Source organism: Caldovatus aquaticus (assembly GCF_019458025.1).
Lineage (GTDB): Bacteria > Pseudomonadota > Alphaproteobacteria > Acetobacterales > Acetobacteraceae > Caldovatus > Caldovatus aquaticus.
This window is the reverse complement of the sequence record NZ_JAHZUY010000020.1, coordinates 1-25,187: the sequence shown is the minus strand read 5'-3', so window position 1 is coordinate 25,187 and position 25,187 is coordinate 1. Positions and strand designations below refer to the sequence as shown.

Here is a 25,187-nt window from a genome sequence, read left to right as displayed (position 1 = left end):
CGGCGCCGCTCAGACCAGGACCTTGCCCTCGTCGGTCACGCCGGCGGCGCCGCCCTCCTCGTCGCGGCCGAGGATCATCTGGTTGTGCGGCGCGCCGGAGGGGATCATCGGGAAGCAGTTCTCCTCCTTGTCCACGTGGATGTCGGCGATCACCGCCCGGTCCGCCGCCAGCATCTCGCGGATCACGCGGTCGAGGTCGTCCGCCGTCTCGGCGCGCAGCCCGACCGCGCCGAAGCTCTCGGCGAGCTTGACGAAGTCGGGCAGCGCGGCGGAGTAGCTCTCGCTGTAGCGGCCGCCGTGCAGCAGCTCCTGCCACTGCCGCACCATGCCCATGTATTCGTTGTTGAGGACGAACACCTTTACCGGCAGCCGGTACTGCGCCAGCGTCCCCATCTCCTGGATGTTCATCAGGATCGAGGCCTCGCCGGCGATGTCGATCACCAGCGCGTCCGGATGGGCGATCTGCGCCCCGACCGCGGCCGGCAGGCCGTAGCCCATGGTGCCGAGGCCGCCCGAGGTCAGCCAGCGGTTCGGCCTCTCGAAGCCGAAGAACTGCGCGGCCCACATCTGGTGCTGGCCGACCTCGGTGGTGATGATGGTGTCGCGCCCCAGCTCCTTCGTGATCTCGTAGAGCCGCTTGACCGCGTGCTGCGGCTTGATGATCCGCCCCTCCTGGCGGTAGCGCAGGCAGTCGCGCGCGCGCCACTCGTCGATCTGGCGCCACCAGCGGGTCAGCGCCGCCTTGTCCTGCGGCGTCGGATCCGCCTTCCACGCCTCGATCAGCGCCGCGAGCACGCGCTTGGCGTCGCCCACGATCGCCACGTCCACCTTGACGTTCTTGTTGATCGAGGAGGGGTCGATGTCGGCGTGGATCTTGCGCGACCCCGGCGAGAAGTGCGCGAGGCTGCCCGTCACCCGGTCGTCGAAGCGCGCGCCGACGTTCAGCATCACGTCGCAGCCGTGCATCGCGAGATTGGCCTCGTAGAGCCCGTGCATGCCGAGCATGCCGAGGAACTGCGGATCGCTCGCCGGGAAGGCGCCGAGCGCCATCAGCGTCGTCGTGCAGGGCATCCCCGTCATGCGCACGAACTCGGTGAGCAGCCGGCTCGCCTCCGGGCCGGAGTTGATCACCCCGCCGCCGGCGTAGACCACCGGCCGCTCGGCGCGCTTGAGCAGGGCGACGGCGCGGCGGATCGCCTCCGCGTCGGGCTCGGTCTGCGGCCGGTAGCTGCGGTGCGGCTCGGCCGGCGGGTCGGTGTAGGGCCCCTTGCCGATCAGGATGTCCTTCGGCAGGTCGATCACCACCGGCCCCGGCCGCCCGCTCCGCGCGACGTAGAACGCCTCGTGCACCGTCGCGGCCAGCCGGCGGATGTCCTTGACCAGGTAGTTGTGCTTGGTGGCGGGGCGCGTGATGCCGGTGGTGTCGGCCTCCTGGAAGGCGTCGTTGCCGATCAGGTGGGTCGGCACCTGGCCCGTGAGGCAGACCACGGGGACCGAGTCCATCAGCGCGTCCACCAGTCCGGTCACGGCGTTGGTCGCGCCCGGACCGCTGGTGACCAGCACCACCCCCACCTTGCCGGTGGAGCGCGCATAGCCCTCCGCCGCGTGCACCGCGGCCTGCTCGTGCCGCACCAGGACATGGCGGATCGCGTTCTGCTGGAACAGCGCGTCGTAGAGCGGCAGCACCGCGCCGCCGGGATAGCCGAAGATGACCTCTACGCCCTGCTCCTTCAGCGCGCGCAGGACGATCTCGGCACCCGTCATGAGGCGGGCGTCGGCGGCGGCGGGAGCGGGGGTCGCGGACATGGGGGGTTCCGGCTTTCCTCAAAACGGCGTCCGGCCGGGACGGTCCCCGGCCGGGCGGGACAGGCTTACCCCCCGTGCTGCGCCGCGTCAACGGTGCCTGTCAATAAATCGCAAGATTTCCGCCCATTCCCTTTCCGGAAATTGCTCCAGATTGGCGAACCGCGCATGGATCGTATGCGTGGCCGGCGGGGCCGCCAGCGGGTGGTGCCGGAACCAGGTCGCCTGCCGCTTGGTGTACTGCCCGATCGCCAGCACCGCCCGCCGCCCGGCCTCCTCCAGCGTGATCCGCCCGGCGAGATGGGCGGCGAGCTCCGGCACCCCGTGCGCGCGCATCGCCGGCAGCGCGGGATCGAGGCCGAGCGCGAGCAGCGCCCGCACCTCCGCTAGCGCCCCCGCCGCGAGCATCGCCTGCCAGCGCGCGGCGATCGCCGCCCGCAGCGCCGGGCGCGGCGGGTCGAGGAGCAGCGCGGCGAAGCGCCACGGCGCCGGCCCGGTCGTCCGCCCTTCCCGCTGCCAGGCGGCGAGGCCGCGGCCGGTGCCGCGCCAGACCTCCCACGCCCGCGTCAGGCGCTGGCTGTCGCTGGGGCGGAGCCGCGCCGCCGTCTCCGGGTCCGCGGCCACAAGCCGCGCATGCAGCCCGGCCGGGCCGAGCTCGGCGAGCAGGCGGCGCGCCTCCGCCCGCGCCGCGGGGGGGATGGGGGGGATCTCGGCGAGCCCCGCGGCCAGCGCGTGGAAGAACAGTCCGGTGCCGCCGCACAGGATCGGCAGCCGCCCCGCCGCCCGCGCCGCCGCCATCTCGGCGAGCGCCGCGCCGCGCCAGAGGGCCACACTCGCCGGCTCGGCCGCCGGGCGCACGCCGTAGAGGCGGTGCGGCACCCGCGCCTCCTCCTCCGGCGTCGGGCGCGCCGTGAGCACGCGCAGCTCGCGATAGAGCTGCATCGAATCGGCGTTGATCACGACGCCGCGAAGGCGCTCCGCCAGCAGGAGCGCCAGCGCCGACTTGCCGCTCGCGGTCGGCCCGGCGATCAGCAGCGCGAAAGGCGGCGCGAAAGATCCTTGATCGCTCATCCCGGCGCGGGCATACCCCCGGCCGCATGACGCCCCAAGTCCTCACCCTGATCGCGCTGCCCGGCGGCCTCTCCGCCGCGCACGTCGCCCAGGCGCGCGAGGCCCTGCGCGCCCTCGGCGCCGAGGTCGGCCCGACGGACTGGCTCGCGCCCGACGAGGCGGCCGACCTCCCCTTCGGCAACCTCGCCGCCGACCAGGCCACCGCCGCCGCGCGCCGGGCGCTCGGCGAGGGCGCGCGGGTGGACGCCATCGCGCAGGCCGCAGAGGGCCGGCGCAAGCGCCTGCTGCTGGCCGACATGGACAGCACCATCATCACCACCGAGACGCTCGACGAGCTCGCCGCCCACGCGGGCGTCAAGGAGCGCGTCGCGGAGATCACCCGCCGCGCGATGAACGGGGAGATCGACTTCCGCGACGCGCTGGTGGAGCGCGTGGCGATGCTGGAGGGCCTGCCGCTGTCCGCCCTCGAGCGCACCTGGAAGGCGATCCGGTTCACGCCCGGCGCGCGGGAGCTGGTGGCGACGATGCGCGCGCACGGGGCGCACTGCGCGCTGATCTCCGGCGGCTTCACCTACTTCACGAGCCGCGTCGCCCTGACGCTCGGCTTCCACGAGCACGTCGCCAACACCCTGCTCGACGACGGCAGGGCCCTCACCGGCCGCGTCGCCGAGCCGATCCTCGGCCGCGAGGACAAGCTCGCCACGCTCAAGCGCCTCGCCGTCGAGCACGGCCTGCCGCTCAGCGCCACGCTCGCGGTGGGCGACGGCGCGAACGACCTCGACATGCTGGCCGCCGCCGGCCTCGGCGTCGCGTTCCACGCCAAGCCGATCGTCGCCGCCGCCGCGCGGGCGCGGGTGGACCACGCCGACCTGCGCGCGTTGCTGTTCGCGCAGGGCTACCGCGCGCGCGAGATCCGCGCCTAGGGCGGATCGCGGACGGCCGGGAACGGCCGGGAGCGTGGATCCGCTCGACCGACAACAGGCTGGAGCCGCTGCCGCGCCCGCAGCCGCGCGGAAACGGCGCTAGCGCCGGTCGCGGACGGCCGGCGACGGCCGGAAGCGCGGACCGCCCCTGCAGGCGCGCGCCGTCGCGGCGGACGCGGCCGCGAGGCGAACGGCCCCGGTGCCGCAATGCGCGGCCTCAGTTCAGGCGCAGTTCCCGGACGTGGCGCGGGTCGGGGGCAAGCTCGCCCCGTTCCACCCTCTTCACGATCGCGGTCAGCGCCGCGTTGGCCGGCGCCGCGAGGCCGACCTCCCGCGCCTTCTCGACGACGAGGCCGTTGAGGAACTCGATCTCCGTCCGCCGGCCCTTCACCATGTCCTGCCCCATCGAGGGCCGGTGCGCGCCGCCGCCCGGCCCGCGCGCCTCCGCCAGGCGGCGCTCGTCGTAGGCGCGCCTCGCCTCCGGGTCGCCCTCGCCGGCGCGGGCGATGATCTCGGGATCGAGGTGGTGGATCTCCTCCAGCACGTAGCCCAGCGCCTGGCCGGTGCGGATCGCCTCCGCTCCCAGCCGCGCGGTGAAGTGGCGCAGCGTGTCGTCGAGCAGGATGTCGCGGCTGATCAGCCCGGTGCAGGCGGAGAGGCCGTTCGCCATCGCGTTCGCCACCAGCTTCGACCAGCGCTCCCCCCACAGGTTCTCCGTCACCTTCGCCGAGTCGGAGAGGCCGACGAGCCGCGCCACCTCCCGCGCGCGGTCGGTGATCCGCCCGTGCACCTCGCCGACGCGGAACACGGTGTGCGCCGCGCCGCCCTTGCCCGCCGCGCGCCGCACATGGCCGGGCTCCGCCAGCTCGACCGTGATCGAGCTCGCGATCGCGCCCAGCGTCCGGCCCCAGCCGACGATGCCGGCGATGGTCTCCTCGTTGATGCAGTTCTGCAGCGAGACGACGAAGCCGGCCGGAGCGAGGTAGGGCTTCATCATCGTCGTCGCCCAGGCGGTGTCGTAGCTCTTCATGCACAGGAAGAGGATGTCCACCGGCCGCTGCTTCGACAGCGCCTGCACCTCCGTCAGGTGCAGCGCGCGCACCGGCACGGTGAACTCCGGGACGTCGCGCAGGTGCGTGATGCGCAGGCCCCGGGCGCGCATCGCCTCGACGTGCTCGGGCCAGGGGTCGATGAAGGTCACGTCCTCGCCGGCCCGGACCATGTGCGCGCCGACATAGCCGCCGACGGCGCCGGCGCCGAAGATCGCGATGCGGGGCTGCATGGGACCTCTCCTGCACGGCGGGCGGGCCGGCCGACCGCGCCCTCGTGCCGCAGCTTTCCACGCCGCCGCCCGGACGGCAAACCGCCGCACGGGCACGCGCCACCGGTCTCCGGCCCGGCCGGCGCAAGTCGGCGGAGCGGCACGGCGGCCCTGCGGCGCATCCCCGGGATCCGGCGGGGGCGGGCGAGGTGGCCGCCTGCGCCCGGCGGCCGGACGATCCCGCGGCGTGCGGGCTGCTCCTCCCGGCGCGGCGATGTCCGGGGATGCGGCTTCACTTCTCCGCCAACGGCTCCTCATTTGGGATGAGGCGAAGCCGCGTCTTGTCTTTAACTCCGGCCCCTGGCGCGGGCGCCCGCCGGGCTGCCATGCGCCCAAGCCGTCACGCCGGGGCGGCGCCTGTCCGCCCGCCCATGACGGCCGCGCGTCGCCAGGCAATCCGAGGGAGGAGCGCGACCATGCCGCAACAGCGCACCGACTGGCGTCTCCAGGGCGACTGGATCAAGAACTGCAGCTGCGCCTTCGGCTGCCCCTGCGACTTCAACGCCCGCCCGACCCAGGGCTGGTGCAAGGGCCTGCTCGGCATGCGGATCGAGCGGGGCCATTTCGGGCCGACGCGCCTCGACGGCCTGAGCTTCTTCGTCACCGTGCACTTCCCCGGCCCGCTGCACGAGGGCAACGGCACGGCGCAGCCGATCATCGACGAGCGCGCCACGCCCGAGCAGCGCGACGCGCTGTTCCAGATCCTGTCGGGCAAGCACTCGGACGAAGGCACGCTGTTCCACATCTTCGGCCTGATCTGCTCGCAGCTGCTCGACCCGATCTTCGCGCCGATCGCGGTGGGGTTCGACCTGGACGGGCGCACCGCGCGCGTCTCGATACCGGGCGTGCTGGAGACCGAGACGCGGCCGATCCGCAACCCGGTGACCGGCGCCCCGCACCGCGTCCAGCTGGTGATCCCGGATGGCTTCGAGCACATCGAGGCCGAGATCGCGAGCTCGCGCATCGAGAGCACCGGCGGCATCCGGTTCTCCGTGCCCGAGGGACACAGCTCGCTCGCCCGCGTGGTGCAGACGCCGACGGGCCTCGCCGCCTGACGTCGGGGCGGGGTCGGGGACCGGAGCGGTCCGGCCCCGCGCTGCCTGCCCGGGGGATTCCCATGAGCGAGGCCGGAGTGCTCGACCGGGTGCTGCGCCGCGACCGCCGCGTGGCCGCCGCCGCGCTCGCGGCCGTGGTGGTCCTGGCCTGGGGCTACCTGCTGGCCGGCGCGGGCATGGACGTGCGGGCGGCGATGACCGACGCGGCCATGCCGATGGCCATGCCCTGGTCGCCCGGGCATGCCGCCCTCGTGGCGCTGATGTGGGCGCTGATGATGCTGGCGATGATGCTGCCGAGCGCGGCGCCCATGATCCTGCTCCACGCCACGGTGTCGCGCCGCAGGGATCCCGCGCGCGGCGGGCGGCGCGCCTTCCTGTTCGCGCTCGGCTATGTCGCGGTCTGGGGCGGGTTCGCGCTGGCCGCGACGGCGGCGCAGTGGGGGCTGGAGCGCGTCGCCCTGCTCACGCCCGGCACGGCCCTCGGCAGCGCCGCCGTGGCGAGCCTTGTCTTCCTCGGCGCCGGGATCTACCAGTTCACGCCGCTCAAGCGCGCCTGCCTGCGGCACTGCCGCTCGCCGGTGGAGTTCCTCGCCGCGCACTGGCGCGGCGGGGGTGCAGGCGGCGCCTTCGCGATGGGCGCGCGGCACGGCGCCTACTGCCTGGGCTGCTGCTGGGCGATGATGGCGCTGCTGTTCGCGGGCGGGGTGATGAACCTCGCCTGGATCGCCGGGCTGGCGTTGCTCGTGCTGGCCGAGAAGCTGCTGCCGGGCGGGCCGCTTGTGGGCCGGGTGCTCGGCGCCGGGCTCGTCGCCTGGGGGGCGGCGGGGCTCGCGGCGGCGTTCGCCGGCTGAGCGCCGTGGCCGCCGGAGGCGTGGAGCGGCCGGCCGGGCCGCTCACCCCCGCACCGGCTTGCGCGCCACCAGCATCACGTCCATCGGCGTCGCACCGCGCGGCAGCGGGCGCACCGCATAAGCGAGCCGCGCCATCAGGTAGGCGCCGGCAAGGCCCAGGTGCCAGCGCCAGCGCGGCCGGAAATACGGCCCCTCGTCGCGCGCCAGCACCGGGGAGAGCCGCTCCATCCAGTGGATCAGCCCCTGGTGCGGGGTCGGCGGCAGGCGCTCGATCGCCACCGGCTCGAGGCCGAGCACGCGCGCGAGCGCGGCGAAGGCGCGCTCGCTCCACCAGGTCAGGTGGTGCGGCGGCGCGTTGAGCGCGAAGTTCGGCACCCGCGTGATCGCCGAGGGCCAGAGCGGCGCGACCAGGATCAGCAGTCCGCCGGGCCGCAGGCAGCGCAGCATCCCCGCCGCCAGGGCGCGCGGCTCGGCGACGTGCTCGATCACCTGGAAGGCGCAGGCGACGTCGTAGGCCTCCGGCCGGCGGGCGGCGTGCTCCTCCACCGTCTCGGCGAGGATGCCCTCGGCGCCGGCATACTCCCCGGCGTGCGGGTCGAGGCCGACGTGGCGCGCCCCCGGCGGCAGGTGCGGGGCGAAGTGGGCGCTGCCCGCGCCCACCTCCAGCACCCGGTCGCCGGGCCGCACATGCGCCGCGGCGGCAAGGTATTCCACCCGCTCTGCGGCGAAGCGGCCGATCCGCGCATGCACGCGCCAGCGGCGGTAGAAGCGCCCGTAGAATTCCGCATCGCCTTCGAGGCGCGGATGGAAGAACATCAGGCCGCAGGGCGAGCGGTAGAGGCCGATCCGCGCCCCGTCGCGCCGCAGCGGCGTCGGCGCGACGCCGTGCGAATACCGCCACAGGTCGTGGAGCAGCCGCGCCGAGACGGTCTGCACCCGCGCCACGGCCGGCTCGCCGGTGATCGGGCAGGCGGGCAGCGGCGCGCCCGCGTCCGGCGCCGCGCCGCCCGCGTCGCGGCGCGCCTCAGGCGCGCGCATGGGCGAAGCGCCGCGCGACGCGCACGTCGTCCGGCCCCCTCACCTCGTACTCGACATGCCGCCAGCGGATGCGCCGGGTGCGCGCGCTCGCCCAGAGCAGGGCGCAGAGGAACCCCTCGGGGAGCGGCGGCAGCAGCGCGAGCGCGAGCAGCGCCGCGCGCCCCCCCGGCGGGTCGGCGACGCCGATCCGGCACCCGACCGCCGCCATCGCCCGCCAGCGCACCGCGCCGCAGGCCGAGACCGCCGCGAGCAGCGCCAGGGCCGGCGCCGACCCGGCGATCGCCAGGGCCGCGAGCCACGCCCAGGACGCCAGCGCCGCATGCACGGCGACCGCCGCCCCCCACCACCAGCCGGGGCGGTAGAGACGGATCAGCTGCAGCTGCCGCCGCATGAAGGCGAACACGGCGCGCGCCGAGCCCTCGGTCGGGGTCGGCAGCAGCAGGGCGCGCCGCGTCAGCACGCGCAAGCCCGCCTCCGCCGCGCGGGCGCCGATCGAGAGGTCGTCCGACAGCGTGCGGTCGAGCAGCCGCGGCAGGTCGAGCGCCGGCAGCGCGCGGGGCGCGATCGCCAGCGACCCGCCCCAGACCACGCGCAGCCGCCGGAGCTTCGGCAGCAGCGCGATGGTGCGGTCGAGCCAGGCGACCAGCAGCGGCACCGGCCCGGCGCGGTCGAGCAGCGGCCAGCGGTAGCCGGTCACCAGCGCCGCCTCCCCGTCGAGCACCGGCGTGGCCAGCGCCGAGAGCCACCAGGGTTGCGGCCGGATGTCGGCGTCGAGCAGCACCACGCAGCCCTCCCGCCCGTCGAGCCGCGCCAGCGCCGCGAGCAGGTTGGTGTTCTTCTGCGCCCGCCGGTCGGAGCGGCCGGCGAGCACGACCTCGAGCGGGCAGGGCAGCAGCGGCGCGAGGGCGCGGGCCCGGGCGGCGGCCGGGTCCTCCTCCGACTCGACGGCCACCAGCAGCCGCCGCGGCGCGAGCGTCTGCGCCGCCAGCGCCGCGAACAGCGCCTCCAGCCCCGGCGCGGCGCCGGTCAGCGGCAGGATCAGCGTCACCGGCCCCGTCCGGTGCCGCCGCGGCAGGCGCAGCCGGCGCAGGTGCAGGAGCGCCGCCGCCGCCCAGAGGAGCGCGCAGGCCAGCGCCCCCGCGCCGGCGATCAGGACCTCGGCCCAGGGAGGCATCCGGCCCCCTCGCGCGCGCCGGGCGCGACGCGGCGTCGCGTCACGCCGCGCATCCCTCCTCGCGCAGCAGCGCCTCGACCGCCTCGCGCGGCACGTCGGCGGCGGTGAAGGCGTCGCCGGGCCGGCGCAGCAGCACGAAGCGCAGCCTGCCGTCGCGCACCTTCTTGTCCTTCGCCATGCGCGCGAGCAGCGCCGCGGCGGAGAAGCGCCGCGGCAGGTCGGCGAGCCGCGCCGGCAGGCCGCAGGCCCGCAGGTGCTCGATCACCCGCCCCGGCCGCCCCCGCGCGCTGGGCCGGCGCCGCCCCCCCCGCGGCGGGGCGCGCCCGAGCCCGACCGCCACGGCCTCGCCGTGCAGCAGCGTGCCGTCGTAGCCGCACTCCGCCTCCAGCGCGTGGCCGAAGGTGTGGCCGAGGTTGAGCAGCGCGCGGCCGCCCTCGGCGCTCTCCTCGCGCTCGTCGGCGGCGACCACCGCCGCCTTCAGCCGGCAGGACTCGAGCACCGCATGGGCCTGCGCGGCGCGGTCGCCCGCGATCACCGCCGCGCCATGCGCCTCGCACCACTCCCAGAGCGGCCCCTGCAGCAGCCCGTGCTTCGCCACCTCGGCATAGCCCGCGCGCAGCTCGCGCGGCGGCAGGGTGGCGAGGGTGCCGATGTCGGCCAGCACGATGCGCGGCTGGTGGAAGGCGCCGACCAGGTTCTTGCCCGCGGCGAGGTTCACCCCGGTCTTGCCGCCGACGCTCGAATCCACCTGGGCGAGCAGCGTCGTCGGCACCTGCACGAAGGGCAGGCCGCGCAGCGCCACCGCCGCGGCGAAGCCCGCGAGGTCGCCCACCACCCCGCCGCCGAGCGCGACCACCGCCGTGCGCCGGTCCACCCCGGCGGCGAGCAGCCGTTCCAGCACGGATTGCAGCCGCGCGAAGTCCTTGCTCGCCTCGCCCGGCGGCACCGCGATCTCCGCGGCGACGGCGATGCCCGCCTCGGCGAGCCCCTCGCGCAGCGCCGGCAGGTGCAGCGCCGCCACCGCCGTGTCGGTGACGACCGCGACCCGGCGCGCGGGCAGCACGGGCGCGATACGCCCCCCGGCGCGGGCGAGCAGCCCCTCGCCCACCAGGATGTCGTAGCCGCGCCCGTCGAGGCAGACGCGCAGGCGCGCAGGCGGGCGGTGCGCCGCGATCGCCTCGGCGACGCGGCGCGTCGTGGCGTCGGGGCTCTCGTCGGTGCAGTTCACCACGATGTCGGCCTCGGCATAGAAGGGGTGACGGCGCTCCATCAGCGCGGCGAGCACCTCGGCGGGGTCGCGGCCGACGAACATGGGGCGGTGCTCGCGGCCCGCGACGCGCCGGACCAGGGTGGGCAGGCGGCACTTCAGCCAGACCGAGACGGCGCCGGAGGCGCGCACCGCCTCGCGGGTGCGCGGGTCGTCGAAGGCGCCGCCGCCGGTGGCGAGCACGAGCGGCGGGCCGGCGAGCAGCCGGGCGATCACCCGCCGCTCGCCGTCGCGGAAATGCGGCTCGCCGTAGCGGGCGAAGATCTCGGCGATGCTCTGGCCGGCGGCGGCCTCGATCTCCGCGTCGGCGTCCACGAAGGGCAGGCCGAGCCGGACCGCGAGCCGGCGCCCGATCGCCGACTTGCCGGCGCCCGGCAGGCCGACGAGCACGATGCTCCGCGCCTCCCGCCCCGGCCCGGGGCCGGCCCGGGCGGGCAGGGGAGATGGTAGGATCGCCGGCGACTCGGTCATGTCCGGGTCGGCAACGGACTCCGGGGCGGTGTTGCGCTGCACGATGGCCAAAGCTAGCACACCCCCCGCCGCGCGCGAGGAGGCCTGCCGTCCGATGTTCCGCCGCCCCATCCTGCTGCTCGCCGCCATCGTCGGAGGGGTGCTGGCGATCGGGCTGCTGGCGATCGGGGCCTTCCCGCCCTCGGTGACGCCGCAGCCGGTCGAGCGGACCCTGCCGAACGAGCGGTTCCAGACCCGCTAGGCGCCCGGGCGCGATGGCGGAAGCCCCGCTGCCGCACGGACTGCCGCCCGGCCGGCACGTCGAGGCCTTCCTCGAGATGCTCGCCGCCGAGCGCGCCGCGGCGCGCAACACCCTCGCCGCCTACCGCGCCGACCTCTCCGACTTCGCCGGCTTCGCCGCCGCGCGCGGAAGCGCGGTGCACCAGGCGGATGCCGCGACCCTGCGCGCCTACCTCGCCCACCTCGCCGATGCCGGCCTCGCGGCGCGCACAGCGGCGCGACGGCTCTCCGCCCTGCGCCAGTTCCACCGCTTCCTGGTGCGCGAGGGGGTGCGCGCCGACGACCCGACCGAGCTGCTGGAAGGCCCCAGGGCCCCGCGCAGCCTGCCCAAGGCGCTGACCGAGGCCGAGGTCGAGGCGCTGATCGCGGGCGCCGCCCGGCTGCCGGGCGCCCGCGGCCCGCTCGCCGTCGCCGTGGTCGAGCTGCTCTACTGCTCCGGCCTGCGCGCCAGCGAGCTGATCGCCCTGCCGGCCGGGGCGCTGCGCCCCGATGCCGACCTGATCGCGGTGCGCGGCAAGGGCGGCCGGGAACGGCTGGTCCCGATCTCCCGCCGCGCACGGGAGGCGGCGCTGGCCGCCCTCGCGGCCCGGCGCAAGCCGGGGGCGAAGCCGGCGCGCTGGCTGTTCCCCTCCCGCGCCGCGAACGGGCACCTGACGCGCCAGGGCCTCGCGCTGCTGCTCAAGGACGCGGCGCTCGCCGCCGGGCTCGATCCCGCGCGCGTCAGCCCGCACGTGCTGCGCCACTCCTTCGCCAGCCATCTGCTCGGCCGCGGCGCAGACCTGCGCAGCCTGCAGGTGCTGCTCGGCCATGCCGACATCGCGACGACGCAGATCTACACCAAGGTGCTGGAGGAGCGCCTGCGCAAGGTGGTCGCCGAGCACCACCCGCTCGGCCGGGACGGCGCGGGGGCGGGCTGAGCGCCGGGCACGGCCGCCCGGCTTCCCCCGTTCCCCGCTTTCCGCTAGGTCCGCCCCGCCGAGGGGACCCGGATGCGCCACTTCCTGGACTTCGAGAAGCCGATCGCCGAGCTCGAGGGCAAGATCGAGGAGCTGCGGCGCACCACCGACGCCGGCGGCATCGACGTCGCCGAGGAGATCGGCCGCCTGCGCGACAAGGCGCAGGCGCTGCTCCGGTCCACCTACGCGAAGCTCACGCCGTGGCAGAAGACCCTGGTCGCGCGCCATCCGGACCGGCCCCACGCCTCCGCCTACATCGCCGCGCTGATCGAGGAGTTCACGCCGCTCGCCGGCGACCGCGCCTTCGCCGACGACGCCGCGGTGATCGGCGGCCTCGGCCGCTTCCGCGGCCGCGCCGTGCTGGTGCTCGGCACCGAGAAGGGCCACGACACCGAAAGCCGCGTGCGCCACAACTTCGGCATGGCCCGCCCGGAGGGCTACCGCAAGGCGCGCCGCCTGATCGAGCTCGCCGGCCGCTTCGGCCTGCCGATCCTCTCCTTCGTGGACACCGCCGGCGCCTTCCCCGGCATCGAGGCCGAGGCGCGCGGCCAGGCCGAGGCCATCGCCCGCTCCATCGAGGCCTGCCTCGAGGCCCCGGTCCCCTTCGTCGCCACCATCATCGGCGAGGGCGGCTCGGGCGGCGCCATCGCGCTCGCCGCCGCCGACCGCATCCTGATGCTCGAGCACGCGGTCTATTCGGTGATCTCGCCGGAGGGCTGCGCCTCGATCCTCTGGCGCGACGCGGCGCACGCGGCGCAGGCGGCGGAGGCGCTCAAGCTCACCGCCGAGGACCTGCGCCGGCTGAACCTGGTGGACGCGGTGGTGCCGGAGCCGCTCGGCGGCGCCCACCGCGACCCCGCCGCTGCCATCGCCGCCGTCGGGCGCCAGATCGCCGAGCTGCTCGAGCCGCTGCTCGCGCTCGACGGCGCCACGCTGCGCGCGCGCCGGCGCGAGAAGTTCCTGGAGATGGGCCGCAGCGGGGTGGTCTGAAGGCGCCCCGCCCGCCGTGTCCGGCGCCGCCCCCCTCAGCCCGGCCGAGCTGCGCCGGCGCTTCCTCCGCCACTTCCCCGCCGCCGGCACGGCGATCTTCCTCGCCGCGCTCGACCAGACCATCGTCGCCACCGCGCTGCCCGCCATCGCCGCCGCGCTCGGCGAGGTGGAGCGGCTGTCCTGGGTGATGGTCGGCTACCTGCTCGCCACCACCCTCGCCGCGCCGGTCTACGGCAAGCTCGGCGACGCCTTCGGGCGGCGGCGGATGATGCTGGTGGCGCTCGGCGTCACCGCGGCGGGCTCGGTGGCCTGCGCCCTCGCGCCGAGCCTGACGCTGCTCGCCGCGGCGCGGCTGGTGCAGGGGTTCGGCGGCGGCGGGCTGATCGCGCTTGCCCAGGCGCTGATCGGCGAGGCGATCCCGCCGCGCGAGCGCATCCGCTTCCAGGCCTGGTTCGGCGGCACCTACGTGCTCGCCAACGCGCTCGGGCCGCTGGTCGGCGGCGTGCTGACCCAGCAGTTCGGCTGGCGCGCCGTGTTCCTGGTGAACCTGCCGGTCGCCGCCGCGGCGGCGGTCCTGACGCTGCGCCTGCGGCCGCCGCCGGAGACGGCCGCCGCCGACGCGGCGCGGGAGGCGGCGGCGCGCCGGGCCTTCCGCGCCGACTGGGCGGGGCTCGCGCTGTTCGTCGCCTGCGTGGTGCCGACCATGCTGGCGCTCGAGCGGGCGCAGAAGCTCTCGGCGGAGGCGCTGCCCTTCGGCCTCGCCTGCGCGGCGGTGGCGGCGGCGGCGGGGGTGCTGCTGATCCGCCAGGAGCGGCGCGCGGCCGATCCGCTGCTGCCGCTCGGCCTGCTCGCCATTCCCGCGATCTGGCGCGGCGACGCGATCGCCGCCTGCGTCGGCGCCGCGCTGGTCGGGCTGATCACCTTCGTGCCGGTCTATCTCGAGGTGGCGCGCGGCATCGGCCCGGCGCAGATCGGGCTCGCCATGCTGCCGCTCGCCGCGGGCGGCAGCGTCGGGGCGCTGGCGATCGGGCGCCTGGTCGCCTGGAGCGGGCGGACGATGGTGTTCCCGGCGATAGGCATGGGGGTGGCGGCGGCGCTGCTCGCGGCGGTGGCGTTCGCGGTCGGGTCCATCCCGACGGGCGCGCTGCCCTGGGTGCTGGGCGCGGTGGCCTTCGGCCTCGGCACCTCCTTTCCGGTGGTGCAGACGACGGTGCAGGTGGCGGCGGGGCGGGAGCGTCTCGGCCAGGCGGCGGCCTCGCTGCAATTCGCGCGCGCGCTGGGGGCGGCCGCGGGCACGGCGTTGATGGGGGTGGTGCTGTTCGCGACACTCGCGGCGGCCGATCCGGCAGCGGCGGCGCTGTTCGCGCGCCGCGTCGGCGGCGGCGCGGCGGCGCTGGCGGCGATGACGGAGGCCGAGCGCGCGGCGCTCGGCGAGGCGCTGGCGGGCGGCTTCCGCGCGGCCTTCCTGGCGGCGGCGCTGATGGCGGCGGCGGGGGCGTGGCTCGCGGCGCGGGCGCCGGACCGGCGGCTGTGAACGGGGCGGGTCCGTCCCGCCCTACTCCAGCTCCTCCCGCGCCCGCCGCAGCGCCGCCCGCTCCTCCGCGCTCGGCGTCGGATAGCGCAGGTCCAGCCCCTCCAGCGCCTCCGCCAGCGCGCCCGCCACCACCAGCCGCGTGAACCACTTGTGGTCGGCCGGCACCACGAACCACGGCGCGTGCGGCGCGGCGGTGGCGCGGATCGCCGCCTCGTAGGCCGCCTGGTAGGCGTCCCAGTGGCGCCGTTCCGCCACGTCGCGCGCCTCGAACTTCCAGTTCTTCTCCGGCTTCTCGATGCGCCGGAGGAAGCGCCGGCGCTGCTCCTCCTTCGAGAGGTGGAGGAAGAACTTCAGCACCACCACGCCCTGGCGGGCGAGATACCGCTCGAAGGCGGCGATGTCCGCGAGCCGCTCCTCCCAGATCCGCTCCGTGACCAGCCGCGGCGGCAGCCTCTGGCGCTCCAGCAGCTCCGGGTGCACGCGCACCACCAGCACCTCCTCGTACCAGGAGCGGTTGTGGATGCCGATCTGCCCGCGCGCCGGCAGCGCGGCGGCGTGGCGCCACAGGAAGTCGTGGTCGAGCTCGACCGGCCCCGGGGCCTTGAAGCTCGTCACGTGGCAGCCCTGCGGATTGACCCCCGTGAAGACGTGCTTGATGGCGCTGTCCTTGCCCGCCGCGTCCATCCCCTGGAACAGGCAGAGCACCGCCCAGCGGTCCTGCGCCCAGAGCATGTCCTGGCCGCGCGCGAGGCGCTCGATCCCCTTGCGCAGCAGCGCCTCCGCCTCGGACTTCCCGAGCCCGCCGGTGTCGGCGGGGGCGTGGCCGGCGAGGGAGAAGCCCGCGCCGCCCTCGATCCGGTAGCGCGCCAGCAGGCGCCGCATGTCCCCGATGCTCATCCCGTCCCGCTCCCGGTTTCCTCCGCTGCCCCGGGGCGCGGCCCGAGCGCGAGCCACAGGGCGGAGGCGGCCTGCAGGCCCGCCGTCAGCAGCAGCGCCCAGGCGTAGCCCGCGGGGGCCCAGCCGCCCGCGGCGGTGCGCGGCCACAGGTCGAGGATCGCCCCGATCGCCCCCTGCAGCACGAAGACCAGCACCAGCATGGTGGCGTTGATCGCCGTCGCCACCCGGCCCGCCAGGTCGGAGGGGAAGTGGTGGCCGACCGCGGCGTAGGAGGCGGGGCCGGTGGCGCTGACATAGGCGAAGGCGGTCCAGAGCAGCGTCACCAGCAGCGGGTCGCGCGGCGCGGCGAGCGCGAGGGCGAGCTGCAGCGCCACCATCGCCGCCATGCCGCACCAGGGCACCAGCATCGGGTCCGCCCCGCGCCGCTGCAGCGCCGAGGCGAGGCGGCTGTTCAGCAGGCTGCCCGCCATCAGCCCGAGCGCGAAGCAGAACAGCACGCCGGCGCGCGCCTCCTCGCCGAGCCCGCCGACGTCGCGCAGCCAGGGCCCGGCCCACAGGCCCTGATAGGTGAAGGTGAGGCCGGTCATCAGCGCCACCGCCGGCACCAGCCGCAGGAAGGCGGGATGGGCGAAGATGCGGCCGAACTCCGCCACCTCGGCGCCGAGCGGGCGGCGCCTCCGGCGCGGCGGCGCGCCGGGCGGCGCCTCCGGCACCACGAGCCGGATCCACAGCGCGACCGCGAGCGCCGCGGCGGCCAGCAGCCCGAACAGCCCGCGCCAGCCGAGCAGCGGCACCAGCCACTGCGCCGGCAGGGTGGCGAGCAACCCGCCGGCGGCGCCGAGGAACACGCCGGTGCCGGTCACGGCGGCGACGCGGTGGCGCGGATACCACTCGGTCGCGGTCTTGATCATCGCCATGAAGCCGGCGGCGACGCCGATGCCGGTGACGAACCGCCCCGCCGCCAGCAGCCACGCCGCCTCCGCCGCCGCGGAGAGCGCGAACCCCGCCCCCGCCACCAGCGCGAGGACGGCCTGCACCCGGCGCGAGCCGAACAGGTCGAGCGCGAGGCCCACGGGAAGCTGCGTCAGCGCGTAGGAGGCGAAGAAGGCCGCCGCCAGCATGCCGAGCTCGCTCGCCGAGAGGCCGAACTCCAGGGCGAGCAGCGGCCCGATCACCGCCACCAGCGCCCGGCTCGCCTGGTTGAGCATGTTGAGCGCGGCCAGCGGCAGGATGACGCTGGCGAAGGAGGGCGCCGCCGCGGCGCCGGGATCGCGGGACGCGGCGCTCACGGGAGGCGCAGCCGCACGCTGATCGGGCAGTGGTCGGAGAGGCGCTCGCGGAAGCTGCGGTCGCGCTCCTCGTAGACCAGCACGCGCAGGCTGCCCGGCACCACCCAGCCGCGCGCCGCGCCGCCGGCGAGGATGTGGCTGATGAAATGCTCCCCGCCCCAGCACGGGTTGGACAGGCCCCGGGTCGCGCGCAGCAGCGGCGCCGCCCGCTCCAGCGTCTGCATCAGCTCGTCGCGGTCATCGGCCGGGATGCGGCGGTTGAAGTCGCCGAGGATCAGGAACGGCGCGCCCTCGCGCCGGCGCTCCGCGATCCAGCCGGCGAGCACGGCCGCCTGCTGACCGAGCGTGCCGCAGGCCGGGCGGCCCGGCGCGCCGAGGGGGTCGAAGTGGCACCCCGCGGCGAGATGCACCGAGAGCAGCCGCAGCCGCGAGCCGCCCGGCGTCTGCACGGTGATGTCCGCGCCGCGCCGCAGCGAGAGCCGCGCCGCCGGCCGCAGGTCGAGCCCGACCAGGTCGGGGTTGCGCGTCACGGCGAGGCCGCGGCGCCAGGCGAAGCCGGGGCGCTGGAGGTCGGTCTCGTCGGTGAGGTGGATCTCGTAGCGGCGGGGGTCGAACACCCGCGCCGCGGCCTCCGGCCCGTCCACCTCCTGCAGCGCGACGATGTCGGCGGCGAGGCGTTCCGCGTAGCGGCGCAGGCGGGCGAAGTCGTCCTCGGTGCGGCCGCGGAAGCCGGGCGGCAGGTCGGGATGCCCCGCCGGCCTGGTGCTGAGCCAGGCGATGTTCCAGGTGGCGATCTTGAGCTCGGTCTCGGCGCGCGACGCGGCCGGCGCGACGAGGAGGAGGACGAGGACGAGGAGGAGAAGGTGCATCGGCGGGCGGCGACTCACAGCAGGGACCGGACCGGCTCGCCCGCTTGGTGCCCCGGGGCGAGGGCCGCGTCCAGCGGGCGCGCGCCGCAGGCGAGGAGGAACGCGGCGACGGCGTCCATCTCCGCCGCCGGGCGGGTGCGGTCGTGCCAGGGATCCTCCGCGGGCGAGCCGCGCGGCACCCAGATCACCGTCTCGTAGCGCGCGCGGGTCAGCAGCACGCGGTAGGTGTTGCGGATGAAGCGCCGCTCCTCCTCGCCCCGCACCACCTGCCAGCGGTCGCCGGCGAAGCGGCGCGCCTGCCAGCCCGCTTCCGTGCGCAGGAAGTCGCCGCCCCAGGCGAGGCCGACCAGGTCCAGCTCCAGCCCCTGGCAGTCGTACTCGGTGGCGTAGGTCTCCAGCGCCTCCGAACTGCGCACGTCCGGCCAGCGGTTGAGGAACCAGTCCGCCACCTCCGGCACCTGCACGCCGAGCCCCTCGGCGCGCAGCCGCTTCGCCCCGGCCGAGGCGACCAGCCCGGCGCGCCGCAGCCCGCGGGCGAGGGCGCGCAGCCCCGCCCGCATCCCGGCGAGGTCGCGGGTGAGGAGGAAGGGCACGCCGCCCGCCTCCCGCGCGATGGCGCGCGCCGCCGCCGCGTCGCCCCGCAGCACCGCGTCCACCCAGGGGGCGCTCGCGGCGTCGCGGATGCTGCGCACCGGCACGGCGAGGTCGAGGTCGTCGTCGAAGGTCAGCCACGGCGTCGGCCCATCCGCCAGACGCTGCGTCGGCTCCGTCGCTTCCACCACGCGCCGGGCCGCCACGGCCCGCCAGCGCGGGTCGGCGGCGATGACGCGGCCCCATTCGGCGAGGCCGGCCTCGCCGGTGTTGATCTCCTGCCCGTTGCCGATCAGCGCCACGATCACCGCCCAGCCCCGGTGGCGGCCCATGATCTCCAGCGTGTGCGCCGGCTCGCTCATGGTCAGGCGGCTCACGCGGCGCTGCGTGTCGCGCGTCGCCTGGCGCGCGTCCCAGGCCCGCTGCGCCTCGTCGAAGACGATGACGCGCTCCTCGGGGACATGGTCCGGGTGGACGACGTAATGCTCCAGGAAGCGGTGCACGTTCTGCAGCGCCGTGCGCGTCCGGCTGCGCGCGGCGGAGAGCGCCCTGCCGCCCTCGGGCGCCGCGTCGCGCGCCAGCGCCTCGCGCAGCACCGCCACCAGGGGCACGTTGCCGGTGAGGAAGGCGGCGCCGTGCTCGCGCAGCGCGCCGAACACGACGTTCAGCCCGCAGAGCGTCTTGCCCGCGCCGGGGATGCCGGTGACGAAGACGACGCTCCGCGCCCCCTCCGCCCGCGCGGCGCCGATGGCGCGGGCGATGGCGGCGGCGGTGCGGGTCAGGTTCGGTGCGTCGGCGCGGGCGGCGGCGATCTCCGCCACCGAGTTGCGGCGCCAGAGCAGCGTCGCCGCCTCCAGCACCGTCGGCACGGGGCGGTAGGGCGCGGCCTCCCAGGCGAGGGGATCGAGCGGGCGCGGGGGCGGGCCGATCGCCGCCTGCACCGCCGCGATCAGCGCGCCGAGCCCGGCGCCGTTCGCGCGCAGCACCGGCGCGACGCCGTGCCAGAGCAGCGGCGGATCGAAGCGCGGCGGGGCCGGCGCCTCGGTCGCCACCAGCACCGGCACCACGGGATGGGCGCGGCTGCCGGCGTGGAAGTCGTGCAGGTCGAGCGCGTAGTCCTCCGCCTGGCGCAGGTCGGCGGCGGCGAAGCCGCGGGCGCCGTGCTTGAACTCCAGCACGAGGATGGCGCGGTCGGTCAGCAGCACCGCGTCCACGCGCTTCTCCAGGCGCAGCAGGTCGTATTCCAGCAGCACGCGCCAGCCTCCGGGCGCCCCGGCCAGGGCGGCCTGCAGCAGCCGCGCCTCGGCCTCCCAGGCGTTGCGCTGCGCCAGCTCCAGCGTGGCGTGGCGCGCGGCCTGCGCGAAGGCGAGCCGAGCCGCCACGTCCCGCGGCGCCAGGGCCAGCAGCTCCGGCACGGACAGCGAGAGCCACGCCCTCATCCCCGCCGCGTCTCCCCCCTCCGCGGCCAGGTCGCCAGCAGCACGCTCCCCAGCATCAGCGCGAACCCCGCCGCGTGCACGCCCGTGAACGCCTCCCCGAGCAGCGTCACCGCCACCGCCGCCGCCGTCGCCGGCAGGAAGGCGGTGAACACCCCCGCGACGCTCGCCGGCGCGCGCCGCAGCCCCGCATACCACAGCAGCAGGCAGAGCACGCTCGCGGTCAGCGAATGGAACGCCAGCAGGCCGGCGAGGCGCGGCTCCGCCAGCGCCGCCGCGGCGCCGATGCCGGGCAGGGCCAGCGGCAGCAGCATCGCCGCGCTCAGCATTTGCATCCAGAGCGAGGCGGTCACCACCGGCACGCGGCCGGCGAGGCGCTTGGCGAGCAGCACGTACATCGCCTCGCCGCAGACGCCCGCGAAGACCAGCGCGTTGCCGAGCGCCGAGCCGCCCGCTCCCCCGCCGCCCAGCCGGGCCAGGGTGAGCGCCGCCATGCCGCCCGCGGCGAGCGCCACCGCCGCCGCGCGCCGCGGCGACAGCCGCTCGCGCAGCCAGAGCGCCGAGCCGATGCCGACCACCGCCGGCAGCGTCGCCAGCACCAGGCCGCCCTCGAGCGCCGTCGTCAGCCGCAGGCCGGCGAGCAGCCCGATGTTGTAGAGCACCGTGCCGAAGGCCGCCTGCAGCGCGAGGTTGCCGAGCGCCGCGCGCTCCGGCCGCACGCGCCCCTCCATCGCCCGCGCCAGCGGCCACAGCACGAGGCAGGCGAGCGCGCAGCGCAGGCAGGCGACCAGCGGGATCGGCAGCGCCTCGGCGAGCAGCTTGGCCACCCCGACATTGGCGCCGACCAGCGCCATCGCCGCGGCGAGCTGGAGGTAGGCGGGAAGGAGCGCCACAACCTCAGGCGTCGCCGCGCCCGCTCTCCTCCTCGTCCCACGCGGGATACTGCGGCGGCGCCTCGCCCGCGCGGGCGACGATCCTCGGACACCGGGTCCGGGGCGCCCTGCGGCCGCTCCCCGTCATCTCGACGCGGAACAGCCACGCGTCGCCGCAGTCGAAGAGGAAGGTCATGCGGTGGCCGATCCTCGGGAACGCCTCGGCGACCGTGGTCTTCTTCACGCTTCCCGCGTCGCTGTCGTCCCCCTCCCTCTCGGCGCACAGCGCGAAGACCGGCCGCCCCGCCCTCTGCGTGCGCTGCGTCCGCCCGCTGGAGAAGCCGAAGGCGCGGTCGCAATCGCGGCCGAAGGCGCGGGTGACGGCCTCGGCCAGGCGATGGAGCGAGCGGCCGCCGGGAAGCTCGATCTCCCGGAAGACCCCCGGATCGTCGGCGAGCGCCACACGAAGGATGTGCGTGCCGGACCCCGCCATCCCGCTGTCCTCCCCTTTCCCGCGCCCATCACAGCAGGCGGCGGCGATCCGGGCCAGCCGGTTCCGCTACGCCGCCTCCTCGCCCTCCCTGCGGAAGGGCGAGAGCGCCGCGAGCGCCGCGATCTCCTCCTCCATCGCCCGCCGCTCGCGGGCGAGGAATTCCGCCACCCCGCGCCGCAGCCCCGGATGCGCGATCCAGTGCGCGGAGTGGGTCGGCACCGGCAGGTAGCCGCGCTGGAGCTTGTGCTCGCCCTGCGCCCCGGCCTCGACGCGGGAGATGCGGTGCGCGATCGCGAACTCGATGGCGCGGTAGTAGCAGAGCTCGAAGTGCAGGAACGGCACGTCCACCACCGCGCCCCAGTTGCGCCCGTAGAGCGCCCCGCGCCCGAGCAGGTTCAGCGCCCCGGCCACCGGCTCGCCGTCGCGCTCGGCCAGCATCAGCACCACGGCGTCGCCGAGGCGCTCGCCGAGCAGGGGCCAGAACTGCGGCGTCAGGTAGGCGCTGCGGCCCCACTTGCGGTCGGTGGTGCTGCGATAGAAGCGGTGGAACGCCGCCCAGTGCCGCGGCGTGATCTCGGCCCCGCGCAGCGTGCGCAGGACGAGGCCGGAGGCCTGGGCGTCGCGCCGCTCGCGCCGGATCTGCTTGCGCTTGCGGCTGGAGAGGGCGCCGAGGAAGTCGTCGAAGCTGGCATAGCCGGCGTTGTGCCAGTGGAACTGCACGCCGGTCCGCCGCAGCCACCCGGCCGCGCCGAGGGCGGCCCCCTCCGCCTCGGTGCAGAAGGTGACGTGCACCGAGGAGGCGCCGAGCGCGCCGCAGGCCTCGACCAGCCCCCGCGCCAGGGCGGCGGCCGGGACCCCGGCGCCCGGCCGCACCAGCAGCCGCGGCCCGGGCACCGGGCTGAACGGGACGCAGACCTGGAGCTTCGGATAGTAGCGCCCGCCCGCGCGCTCCAGCGCCTCGGCCCAGGCGTAGTCGAAGACGTACTCGCCGCGCGAGTGGCTCTTCACGTAGCACGGCGCGCAGGCGACGAGCCGGCCGGCCGCGTCGCGCAGCGCCGCGTGCTGCGGCAGCCAGCCGGCGCGCGCCGTGGCCGAGCCGGATTCCTCGAGCGCGGCGAGGAAGGCGTGCGAGACGAACGGGTTGTCCCCGCCCGCGCAGGCGTCCCACTCCGCCGCCGGGATCTCGGCGATGCGGGCGTGGAGCGAGAGCGAGAGGGCGGCGGCGCCGTCGGGCATCGCCCCAGCATGTCGGCCCGGCCGGGCGGCGCGCAAGCCGCCCGCGCCGGCCGCCGCGCGCCCCGCCTACTCGATCCGCCCCGGCAGCGTCAGCCCGCCCGAGGCGACGTCGAACACCCGCGCCACGCAGAGCAGCGGCGCGTGCAGGCTGGCGTTCACCCGGAGCCCGGCGGTCACGCCGTCGAAGGCGACGCCCGCGGTCTCGGCGGCGATGCGCGCGCGCGGGATGCGGATCTCCGCCACAGGCCCGGCGATCGCCGGCCGGTGGCCCGGGCTGTCGAGCAGGATCGGCAGGCCGGGCCAGGTCGGCGGCAGGCGCGGCCGCGCGCCCGGCGGGATGTCGCGCACCTTGAGCGCCCCGGGGCCGCAGGCCTCGTCCGGCACCAGCACCACCCAGTGGCTGTGCCAGACGCCGCCGTCGTTGTTCGGGTTGCCGTCGCCGTTCTCGTCCTCGAGCGGCGTGTCGTCGAAATCGGGATGCGCGGTGGCGGCGAGCGCGAGGATGCCCTGGCCCGGCTCGAACCCGACCGCCGCGCTGTCGAGACGCGTCGGCCAGACATAGGCGAAGGCCTCGGCCCCTTCCTGGCGCCCGGTCGGGGTCGGCACCACGGCGCCGGCGCGGCCGGCGACCTGCATGCGGAAGACGAGGTACTCGCCCGCGAGGCGGATCTCGGTGCGGACGATGTCGAAGGCGGGCTCGGCCGGGGCGCCGTTCGGCCCGCCGGGCGGGCTCTCGATCGCGGCGGGCGCCGCCGCGGCGCCGGCGGGGCCGAGGCAGGCGGCGGCAAGCAGCAGGGCACGCAGACGCTCGCTCATGGCTGGTCGCTCCGTGCAGAGGGAAAGGCGTCGGGCGGGGACGGCGCCGGCGCCGGCGCCGCGGGCGCCGCCGGGCCGGCGTCGAAGCGCCGCCAGGCCGCCGCGGCCGCCGCCGGCGCGGCCGGCGCGTGCTCGGCGCAGTCCACGCGCAGCGCCGCGTCGCCGAAGGGGGCGCCGACGAAGTCGCAGCGGTGCGGCGCCGCGGGGTCGTCGTAGAGGTGGGGGCGGAAGTAGCGGCAGGTGACGCAGATCCGCGCCGGCGCGATGGCGCCGCGTTCCTGCAGGCCGCGGATCATCTTCACCACCAGGCGCAGCAGCGCCGCCTGGTCGGCGGGCGAGAGCACCGCCGCCGCCTCGGCGAGCAGCGCCGGCGCGTCGCCGGCGGCGCGCGCCATCGCCGCGCCCGTCGCCGTCAGCGCCAGGGCGACGGCACGGCCGTCGCGCGGATCGGGCCGCTTCGCCACCAGCCCCTTGCGCACCAGCGCGGCCAGCGCGTCCGAGGCGGTGGCGCGGGTGATGCCGAGCTGCTCCGCCACCGCCGCCGGCCGCAGCGGCGCCGCCTCGGCGGCGCGGGCGGCGAGCAGGCCGAGGATCTGCGCCTGGGTGGCGGAGAGGCCGTGCGCCTCGGCGAGCCGCCACTGCCCGGCGCGGAGCGCGATCGAGAGCCGGGCGAGGCCGGCGGCGATGCGGGTCGGCAGCGGCTCGGGCGCGGCGGACATGCGCCCAGTATAGTTAGGATTCCTAATCATGCAAGCGGAAACCCGACACGGCGCGGGCCGCGCCGCCGCGACCCCGGGCTCAGGCGATCTCGAACAGTCCCTCGACCTCGACCGGCGCGTCGAGCGGCAGGGAGGGCACCCCGACCGTGGTGCGGGCATGGCGCCCGGCCTCGCCGAAGATCTCCACCGCCGCGTCCGAGGCGCCGTTCATCACCTGCGCGTGCTGCGTGAACTCCGCCGTGCAGGCGATGAAGCCGCCGAGCCGCACCACCCGTCGCACCCGGTCGAGATCGCCGCCGCAGGCCGCGCGGAGCTGCACCACGAGGTTGAGGAAGCAGGCCCGCGCCGCCGCGCGCCCCTGCTCCAGCGACACGCCGGCGCCGAGCTTGCCGGTCGCCGTCAGCGCGCCGTCCTGGAGCGGGAGCTGGCCCGAGACCGCCACCAGGTTCCCGGTCACGCAGAAGGGGACGTAGTTGGCGATCGGCGCCGCCGCTTCGGGCAGGCGGATGCCCAGCGCGCGCAGGCGGTCCTCGATGCGTCCGGCGGCCATGTCGTCCTCCTTCTTCTTCCGCAGCGGCGGGGCGGAGGAGTGGATCAGCCCCCGGCGGCGCGCAACCCCCGCGCCGGCCGCCGCCGCGCGACGCGGCGCGGCGCCGGCCGCCCCGGCGGCAGCTCCAGCGGCAGCAGCGGCAGGACCTGCCGCGCGGCGCTGCCCAGCGCGTCGGGCGCGCAATCCTCCTCGCTCGGCTGCGGCAGGTCGCGCCGGCCGAGATAGTCGAGCGCCAGGCGCCGGAAGATCCAGTCGAGGAAGGAGGTGGCGCGCGGGATGTCGGGATCGCCCTCGACCGTCCCGGCGGGCCCGAAGCGGGTGTAGGCGTAGGCCTCGACGTAGTCGGCGAGCGGCACGCCGCGGGCGAGGCCGAGGCTGACCGCCTGCGCCAGCGCGTCCATCAGGCTGCGGAAGGCAGCGCCTTCCTTGGAAAGGGTGACGGCGATCTCGACCAGGCCGCCCGCGGCGTCCTCGGTGGTGCGCAGCGCGATGCGGTGGCCGCCGACGCTGACCCGCCAGGTGATCCCGTTGCGCCGGGCGGCGGAGGCCGCGGCCGGCGGGCGGCGCGGCCCCGCCGCGGGCACCGGCACCGCCGGGAGCGCCGCCGGCACCGCCACCGGGACCGGCGGATCGGCCTGCAGGAAGGGGCCGACCGCCGCCTCCATCGCCCGCCGCGCCGCCGGCCC

Annotated in this window: 24 protein-coding genes; 7 read left to right on the top strand and 17 right to left on the bottom strand. The window is 76.6% G+C overall.

All coding sequences use genetic code 11. From position 1 onward, the window contains the following. Nucleotides 1-9 precede the first annotated feature (9 nt). Together K1J50_RS09465 and miaA are read right to left on the bottom strand one after the other, a co-directional pair. Entirely contained in the window at nucleotides 10-1,806 is a 1,797-nt protein-coding gene (locus K1J50_RS09465; protein WP_220117469.1) for an acetolactate synthase 3 large subunit, read from the bottom strand. An 87-nt stretch (nucleotides 1,807-1,893) separates the two neighbouring features. After that, on the bottom strand, nucleotides 1,894-2,874 hold the full coding sequence (miaA, locus tag K1J50_RS09460) for a tRNA (adenosine(37)-N6)-dimethylallyltransferase MiaA (RefSeq protein ID WP_220117468.1): 981 nt from the start codon (nucleotides 2,872-2,874) through the stop codon (nucleotides 1,894-1,896). A gap of 26 nt (nucleotides 2,875-2,900) precedes the next feature. Between miaA and serB the strand changes: the two genes are divergently transcribed. After that, a complete protein-coding gene (gene serB / locus K1J50_RS09455) occupies nucleotides 2,901-3,797 on the top strand; it encodes a phosphoserine phosphatase SerB (protein WP_220117467.1) in 897 nt (298 codons plus the stop codon). A 217-nt stretch (nucleotides 3,798-4,014) separates the two neighbouring features. Here serB and K1J50_RS09450 read toward each other — a convergent pair whose 3' ends face one another. Then, nucleotides 4,015-5,079, bottom strand: coding sequence for a ketopantoate reductase family protein (locus K1J50_RS09450; RefSeq protein WP_220117466.1), 1,065 nt, complete (start codon nucleotides 5,077-5,079; stop codon nucleotides 4,015-4,017). 455 nt (nucleotides 5,080-5,534) lie between these two features. On the opposite strand from K1J50_RS09450, the gene K1J50_RS09445 reads away from it, so the two are divergent. Next, nucleotides 5,535-6,173 (top strand): DUF1326 domain-containing protein, encoded by a 639-nt coding sequence (locus K1J50_RS09445; RefSeq protein ID WP_220117465.1) that lies wholly within the window; start codon nucleotides 5,535-5,537, stop codon nucleotides 6,171-6,173. A 62-nt stretch (nucleotides 6,174-6,235) separates the two neighbouring features. Next, on the top strand, nucleotides 6,236-7,024 hold the full coding sequence (locus tag K1J50_RS09440; RefSeq protein ID WP_220117464.1) for a DUF2182 domain-containing protein: 789 nt from the start codon (nucleotides 6,236-6,238) through the stop codon (nucleotides 7,022-7,024). A 42-nt stretch (nucleotides 7,025-7,066) separates the two neighbouring features. Here the strand turns inward: K1J50_RS09440 and K1J50_RS09435 are convergent, their stop codons facing one another. The 3 genes from K1J50_RS09435 to aroB are packed head-to-tail and all read right to left on the bottom strand — an operon-like array spanning nucleotide 7,067 to nucleotide 10,974. Beyond that, complete coding sequence (locus K1J50_RS09435) at nucleotides 7,067-8,062, bottom strand: class I SAM-dependent methyltransferase (RefSeq protein ID WP_220117463.1); 996 nt, start codon at nucleotides 8,060-8,062, stop codon at nucleotides 7,067-7,069. Next, on the bottom strand, nucleotides 8,049-9,236 hold the full coding sequence (locus K1J50_RS09430; protein ID WP_220117462.1) for a glycosyltransferase: 1,188 nt from the start codon (nucleotides 9,234-9,236) through the stop codon (nucleotides 8,049-8,051). Before K1J50_RS09430 ends, K1J50_RS09435 begins: the two co-directional genes overlap by 14 nt. Nucleotides 9,237-9,276: 40 nt before the next feature. After that, complete coding sequence (gene aroB / locus K1J50_RS09425) at nucleotides 9,277-10,974, bottom strand: 3-dehydroquinate synthase (protein ID WP_220117461.1); 1,698 nt, start codon at nucleotides 10,972-10,974, stop codon at nucleotides 9,277-9,279. A gap of 94 nt (nucleotides 10,975-11,068) precedes the next feature. Here aroB and K1J50_RS09420 point away from each other — a divergent pair, with 94 nt between their 5' ends. The 4 genes from K1J50_RS09420 to K1J50_RS09405 all read left to right on the top strand — a co-directional run bounded on the left by K1J50_RS09420 (nucleotide 11,069) and on the right by K1J50_RS09405 (nucleotide 14,733). Beyond that, entirely contained in the window at nucleotides 11,069-11,215 is a 147-nt protein-coding gene (locus tag K1J50_RS09420; RefSeq protein ID WP_220117460.1) for a hypothetical protein, read from the top strand. A gap of 13 nt (nucleotides 11,216-11,228) precedes the next feature. Continuing rightward, complete coding sequence (locus tag K1J50_RS09415; RefSeq protein WP_220117459.1) at nucleotides 11,229-12,170, top strand: tyrosine recombinase; 942 nt, start codon at nucleotides 11,229-11,231, stop codon at nucleotides 12,168-12,170. Nucleotides 12,171-12,242: 72 nt separating this feature from the next. Next, nucleotides 12,243-13,199 (top strand): acetyl-CoA carboxylase carboxyltransferase subunit alpha, encoded by a 957-nt coding sequence (locus K1J50_RS09410; RefSeq protein WP_220117458.1) that lies wholly within the window; start codon nucleotides 12,243-12,245, stop codon nucleotides 13,197-13,199. Nucleotides 13,200-13,215: 16 nt separating this feature from the next. Then, nucleotides 13,216-14,733: an MFS transporter gene (locus K1J50_RS09405; RefSeq protein WP_220117457.1), complete on the top strand. Its 1,518-nt coding sequence runs from the start codon at nucleotides 13,216-13,218 to the stop codon at nucleotides 14,731-14,733. A gap of 21 nt (nucleotides 14,734-14,754) precedes the next feature. Here the strand turns inward: K1J50_RS09405 and K1J50_RS09400 are convergent, their stop codons facing one another. The 11 genes from K1J50_RS09400 to K1J50_RS09350 form a co-directional block, all read right to left on the bottom strand. Continuing rightward, nucleotides 14,755-15,630 carry a polyphosphate kinase 2 family protein gene (locus K1J50_RS09400; protein WP_220117456.1) on the bottom strand — a complete coding sequence of 292 codons (876 nt, stop codon included), beginning with the start codon at nucleotides 15,628-15,630 and terminating at the stop codon, nucleotides 14,755-14,757. Next, nucleotides 15,627-16,919, bottom strand: a complete 1,293-nt coding sequence (locus tag K1J50_RS09395) for an MFS transporter (protein ID WP_220117455.1) — start codon at nucleotides 16,917-16,919, stop codon at nucleotides 15,627-15,629. The genes K1J50_RS09400 and K1J50_RS09395 overlap by 4 nt, the downstream gene beginning before the upstream one ends. Next, nucleotides 16,916-17,788 carry an endonuclease/exonuclease/phosphatase family protein gene (locus K1J50_RS09390; RefSeq protein WP_220117454.1) on the bottom strand — a complete coding sequence of 291 codons (873 nt, stop codon included), beginning with the start codon at nucleotides 17,786-17,788 and terminating at the stop codon, nucleotides 16,916-16,918. Before K1J50_RS09390 ends, K1J50_RS09395 begins: the two co-directional genes overlap by 4 nt. Before the next feature lie 14 nt (nucleotides 17,789-17,802). After that, on the bottom strand, nucleotides 17,803-19,818 hold the full coding sequence (locus K1J50_RS09385) for a DNA/RNA helicase domain-containing protein (RefSeq protein WP_220117453.1): 2,016 nt from the start codon (nucleotides 19,816-19,818) through the stop codon (nucleotides 17,803-17,805). Beyond that, nucleotides 19,815-20,708, bottom strand: coding sequence for a DMT family transporter (locus K1J50_RS19575; RefSeq protein WP_369413563.1), 894 nt, complete (start codon nucleotides 20,706-20,708; stop codon nucleotides 19,815-19,817). Before K1J50_RS19575 ends, K1J50_RS09385 begins: the two co-directional genes overlap by 4 nt. A 4-nt stretch (nucleotides 20,709-20,712) precedes the next feature. Then, nucleotides 20,713-21,180 carry a plasmid pRiA4b ORF-3 family protein gene (locus tag K1J50_RS09375; RefSeq protein WP_220117452.1) on the bottom strand — a complete coding sequence of 156 codons (468 nt, stop codon included), beginning with the start codon at nucleotides 21,178-21,180 and terminating at the stop codon, nucleotides 20,713-20,715. A 66-nt stretch (nucleotides 21,181-21,246) separates the two neighbouring features. Beyond that, entirely contained in the window at nucleotides 21,247-22,416 is a 1,170-nt protein-coding gene (locus tag K1J50_RS09370; RefSeq protein WP_220117451.1) for a GNAT family N-acetyltransferase, read from the bottom strand. Between the two features lie 66 nt (nucleotides 22,417-22,482). Beyond that, nucleotides 22,483-23,232, bottom strand: coding sequence for a hypothetical protein (locus K1J50_RS09365; protein WP_220117450.1), 750 nt, complete (start codon nucleotides 23,230-23,232; stop codon nucleotides 22,483-22,485). After that, entirely contained in the window at nucleotides 23,229-23,951 is a 723-nt protein-coding gene (locus K1J50_RS09360) for a MarR family winged helix-turn-helix transcriptional regulator (protein ID WP_220117449.1), read from the bottom strand. The genes K1J50_RS09365 and K1J50_RS09360 overlap by 4 nt, the downstream gene beginning before the upstream one ends. A gap of 79 nt (nucleotides 23,952-24,030) precedes the next feature. Next, nucleotides 24,031-24,501 (bottom strand): RidA family protein, encoded by a 471-nt coding sequence (locus K1J50_RS09355; RefSeq protein ID WP_220117448.1) that lies wholly within the window; start codon nucleotides 24,499-24,501, stop codon nucleotides 24,031-24,033. Nucleotides 24,502-24,545: 44 nt separating this feature from the next. Then, on the bottom strand, nucleotides 24,546-25,187 hold a 642-nt coding region (locus K1J50_RS09350; protein ID WP_456304556.1), incomplete at its 5' end, for a TSCPD domain-containing protein.